Origin of the sequence: Roseinatronobacter thiooxidans, from assembly GCF_001870675.1 — a bacterium.
GTDB classification, from domain to species: Bacteria; Pseudomonadota; Alphaproteobacteria; order Rhodobacterales; family Rhodobacteraceae; genus Roseinatronobacter; species Roseinatronobacter thiooxidans.
The window spans coordinates 1-4,324 of the sequence record NZ_MEHT01000019.1; the positions used below are offsets into that span (position 1 = coordinate 1).

The window sequence follows — 4,324 nt, forward strand, 5'->3', positions numbered from 1 at the left end:
GACGACCCGATTCGAAATCCCGGGTTTGTGCCAGATACGCCGCATCAAGCACCCGTTGGCCGGCCCAGCGCACCTGCTGGAACCCGTCATCGCGCGTCAGAACCTTGTGCCAGGCCTGCCAGCGGATCGCGGCGGGGGATCAGGTCATGCGTCGGGTAGCCCAGATGCAGCACCCGGTCGAAACGCCCGGGCCTGCGGATGGCTTTGTCGATCCGGTCCGGATGATTGGTCGCGCCCATAATGACCACGCCCTCATGCCCCTCATACCCGTCCATGGCGGCCAGAAGGCCCGTCACCACATACTCGGTCCAGGTGCGATTATTGTCCCCCATCCGGTCGCGGTCCCCGACAGCGTCCAGTTCGTCGATGAACAGGATTGCGGGCGCAGCGGCCGCAGCACGGGCGAAACACTCCCGCATCGCCTTGATCACCTCACTCCCGCGGCTTCCCTCCGAGGACCAGTCGGCGATCGAGCCCGTGATCACGTTGATCCCCGCCGATCTGGCGATAAGGCGGGGAACTTCGGTTTTGCCGCTCCCCGGCGGGCCGGAGAGGAGGAGGCCGCGGGTGACGTCTTTCCACGCGATCTCGCCTGCCTGCCACGCAAGCAGGTCAGTGACCATCTGCTCCAGGGGTTCGCGTACCTCTTGCGGAAGCGGGAAATCGGCCAGCCCCGGTCCATCAGCGGCATCTGGTGCCGCAGCCAGCATCAGGGCTGCGATGGCACCCTCCAGCGTCGGGTTGCGCAAGGCCAGCACCAGATCGTCCGGCCCGAGGCCCTTGCAGCGGGCGTCCTCCGGCAGGCGGGCGAGGGCAGCGGCAACACCGTCGCCCCGGTCGCCTTCATTATGGCCTCCCGTGTCGGGGTAAGCGTCGGTCAGGATCGCGGCCAGCATGGCCCGGTCGAGGGGTGCAAGGTGGATCACCTGCGGCTTCAGCGCGCGCAGGGCCGTGGGCAGGGTACCGGCCGCCAGCGCCACCGCGACAATCGCGCGCCGCGTTTCCAGCGCCGTGCGGAAGGTGGGCACAAGCTGGCCGATCGGGCCTGCGCCTGTTTTGCGGTTGTCCTTCGACAGCATCGCTTCCTCGGCCCGGATCGCCTTGGGCAGCGGCGCATCCTCCGGCCAGAAGGGCGCGCGGCTCAGCATATGGTCGAGGACCTTGTACAGGGGCTCATCCAGACCAAGGGTATCTGCTGAAAGCACTGTCAGCGATCCGGGCGCGCTCAGGGCATTATACATCGCGGCTGGACTGCCGAAAGTGAAGGCCAGCCGGGTCACAGCCAAGGCCACGGCAGGCCGCAGGCTGTACACCGCCGCCTCCTTGCCCGACCCGTCGGGGACAGGCGGCAGGGCGTCCGCCATCAGCGCAGCGGCCGCTTCTGCTTCTGCCTCGACGAAATCCAAAATATCGTCGAGTTCGGTCCGGGGCAGCGTACTGGCGGTCGTCGGCGGTTGGGCCGGGGTGGAAGACGTGGCAGCGTTCGCCTGCCGCAGCGGCGCAACCGCAGAAACCGGTGTATCGGTCGGCGCAGCGTAAGGTGGGTGGCGCGTGATGACGCCGCTGATGGTCGCCCATCCGGATTGCTCGAAAAGCAGGCTCTCGCGGATCGCTGCGGCGAAAACGCGCCAGTCAGCCGGGGCTGCCGCGCCGCTGGTCGTGGACGTGAGGGTCGGGGTGGTGGGCTGCGTCATGGGAAGCCTCCGTCAGGAATAAGGACCGGGGAACGGTTCGCCCCAAGGGCGGGCCGGGCACTCGATCTGGTTCGGGGTGGTCGGGTGTTGCGGGTGGCGCCGGTTATTAAGCGGCGAGGTCGAGGTCCGCGTCCCACCCGCCCGGGATGGCGTCGGTGTGGCCAAGCCGTGCCAGCGCGGCGTCCAGGGACGCCCGCGGGTTGCGGCGCAACTCCGCGATCTCGGAGACATGGATCACCTGTCGCAGCTGCCAGTCCGCCGTGAAACGGACCACATTCTCGCTCAGGACGACCGCGGCGAGAATGTCGAAATCCTCTGGCCGATATGGCCCGCGCCCCGTGCAGCCCCGCTCGGAGCGCTGCCGCAGGGTGAAGATGTAATTGCCATTCGCTGCCTGGGTATGGCGGGTCTTGACCTGAAGACGGAGCGACGCCCCGTCCGGCAGGATGAGCAGCCGGTCATGGCGTTCATGTTCGTCGGCAGGATAGACCCGCTCGCCAAGGCGCGTCAGCAGGCTGTCGACCAGTTGTTCGGCTGCGCGCCCGAGAATCTTGGCGTGACGACAGAGGTCGGCGACCGTAGTGTCGGGGTAGGCTGCCAGCGCCTCACGGGCATCGCGGATCTCGGCCGGGCGGTCAGGGGGCGTGAAGCCCGGAAGCAGAAGCTGCATTTGCGCCTCCTTCAGTCTGAAAAATGGGAGAAAACGGGGGGATCGGCCCCCCTGAACGGTACGGAGGAGCGGTCAGGCCGCCAATGCCGGTCCACAGGCCCCATCGCCGTCCGGACCGGGCCCGCCGAAATCCTGGAGCTGCATCATGTCCGCCACCAGGCTGAAGAACCGGGCCTGCATCTGCCGGGTCTGGCGCGCCACCGCATGGGCGCCCGGCACCATGAACTGCGGCTGGTAGTCGACGAGCGTGTGGAAAAGGAACAGGCGCGCGTCATCGTCTTCCAGCCCGATCAGACTGAACAGCCCATAACCCATCTCCCACAGCGCCCGGTCTTCACGGCGGTTCAGATCAGCCGCCATGACCTGATGAAGCGCGTCGAACATCGCGGTCAGGGCCGCTTCGGACCGCTGCATCGCCAACCCGAAGGGCGGCGTCCGGACGTCTCGCGCCACCGGGCGCTGGAGCATCTGGTCTGCGTGGACGAACCGGTCCATCGCGCCCAGAAGACCGGTGAAGCACCGCGACATCCCGGTATGCGCCACAGTTGCGCTGCAGGACATACCCACCATGTCCTCATGGTCGACCACTTCCACCCCGGCCCCGGGCAGCGCGATATGCGCCGCGAGCGCATCAAACGCCGTGTCCAACAGGGCGTTGTAACGCGGCAGGCCAGCCCGGTAGAGCGGGAAAAGCACGGTCTCATGGCGCATCGCAAGGATGTTGCGGATCATCGCCACCTCAGTGGGCGTCTCCGTCGTCAGGACGGTCCGGACCATCTTCGCCGCCATCTGCAGCCCGTAGGCCATCTCGTCTTCGGTCTCCCCTGCGAGGATCACCGCGCACTGGGTCAGCGCCCGGGCGCGCGCCGCATCCACCGCGCCGGTGAAAGCCGCGAGCGCCGGATCCTGGCCGTCATAGCCGCCAAGATCGCGCTCGGCAGACGTCAGCTGGACCAGCGCCCCGACCAGCGCGGTAAACCGCGCGAACATCGCGCAGCGGGGGTTCAGTGAACGGGGGAATAGTGGTATCGATACGCTTAGCCATCGGAGCCTCCTCAATAGGTTCTGGCGGTTAGAGCGGGCAGGTGTTGGTAGCGCCTGCCTCGCTCGCATATTGAACATATGTCGCATATGCCCCATTGTCAATATGGAGCATATGCTTTATTTACAGGCCATGAGCAAAGACACTGTATTCCCTGTGAAGAAGCTGGTGAACCTGACAGAGGATCAGGCGAAGCGGATATCCGATTTCCGCTTCGAGAAGCGCTTGGCTTCGGAGAATGAGGCGATCAGGGTACTCATTAGGCTTGGGTTGGATGCGTCGGCCGAGAAGGGTGACCTTGCCGACTGACCCGCTACCTGTACTCCGTGAAAATCGCATCAAAGCGGAAGCTTTCCCTGTCGGGCATCGCTCTCGGATTTCCGCTGCGCGCGGCGCTTCTTTGCGGGTGGCGTCTGGTCTTCAACCTGGGGCGTAAGGCGCGCAAAGTGCCGGGCCCGGGCCTCCGCGGCAAGATTCTGAAAGTACTCATTCTGGTCCACGGGGATCCATACGTTCGCCCGAAACAGCCCTTGTGCCTTTTTGCGCGCAACCGAGCGGCGGACGAATTCAGCGTGCTCCTCACGTTCAGCTCTGGTGCGACGACGTTTCGTCGGGGTGGTTCGTGGTGTGGATTTCTTTGACATCGCGGCTCTTTCCTTGTCTTCCCCCACAGCGTCCACGACCGCCGTGAAAGTACAAACCGCTGAATCTCCAACAAAGCGATCACGTCTGCGTGATGATCCCACCTGCATCGGCGCTCGCATCATCGCCCAAGTCAGCGCTGACCTGAGCGATGATCTAACCGGTGCGGGCGGAGACGTCGGCGCCCACCTCAGCGCTGAGGTCAATACTTACTTCAGCGCTGAGACGAACATGGACGGTCATGCCGACTGTTCTGCAAGGGTGCCGCGTGACGCG

5 protein-coding genes are annotated in these 4,324 nt (G+C 65.4%); 2 read left to right on the forward strand and 3 right to left on the reverse strand.

The features are described from left to right. Positions 1-86: 86 nt before the first annotated feature. The 3 genes from BG455_RS10500 to BG455_RS10510 form a co-directional block, all read right to left on the reverse strand. Positions 87-1,694: an ATP-binding protein gene (locus BG455_RS10500; RefSeq protein ID WP_071469963.1), complete on the reverse strand. Its 1,608-nt coding sequence runs from the start codon at positions 1,692-1,694 to the stop codon at positions 87-89. Between the two features lie 106 nt (positions 1,695-1,800). Next, positions 1,801-2,364, reverse strand: a complete 564-nt coding sequence (locus tag BG455_RS10505; RefSeq protein ID WP_071469964.1) for a group I intron-associated PD-(D/E)XK endonuclease — start codon at positions 2,362-2,364, stop codon at positions 1,801-1,803. A gap of 72 nt (positions 2,365-2,436) precedes the next feature. Continuing rightward, on the reverse strand, positions 2,437-3,354 hold the full coding sequence (locus BG455_RS10510; RefSeq protein WP_071469965.1) for a hypothetical protein: 918 nt from the start codon (positions 3,352-3,354) through the stop codon (positions 2,437-2,439). 184 nt (positions 3,355-3,538) lie between these two features. On the opposite strand from BG455_RS10510, the gene BG455_RS17330 reads away from it, so the two are divergent. After that, positions 3,539-3,715: a hypothetical protein gene (locus BG455_RS17330; protein WP_170124817.1), complete on the forward strand. Its 177-nt coding sequence runs from the start codon at positions 3,539-3,541 to the stop codon at positions 3,713-3,715. A gap of 318 nt (positions 3,716-4,033) precedes the next feature. Then, positions 4,034-4,324: hypothetical protein (locus BG455_RS17445; protein ID WP_218147535.1), on the forward strand; the 291-nt coding region annotated here is incomplete at its 3' end.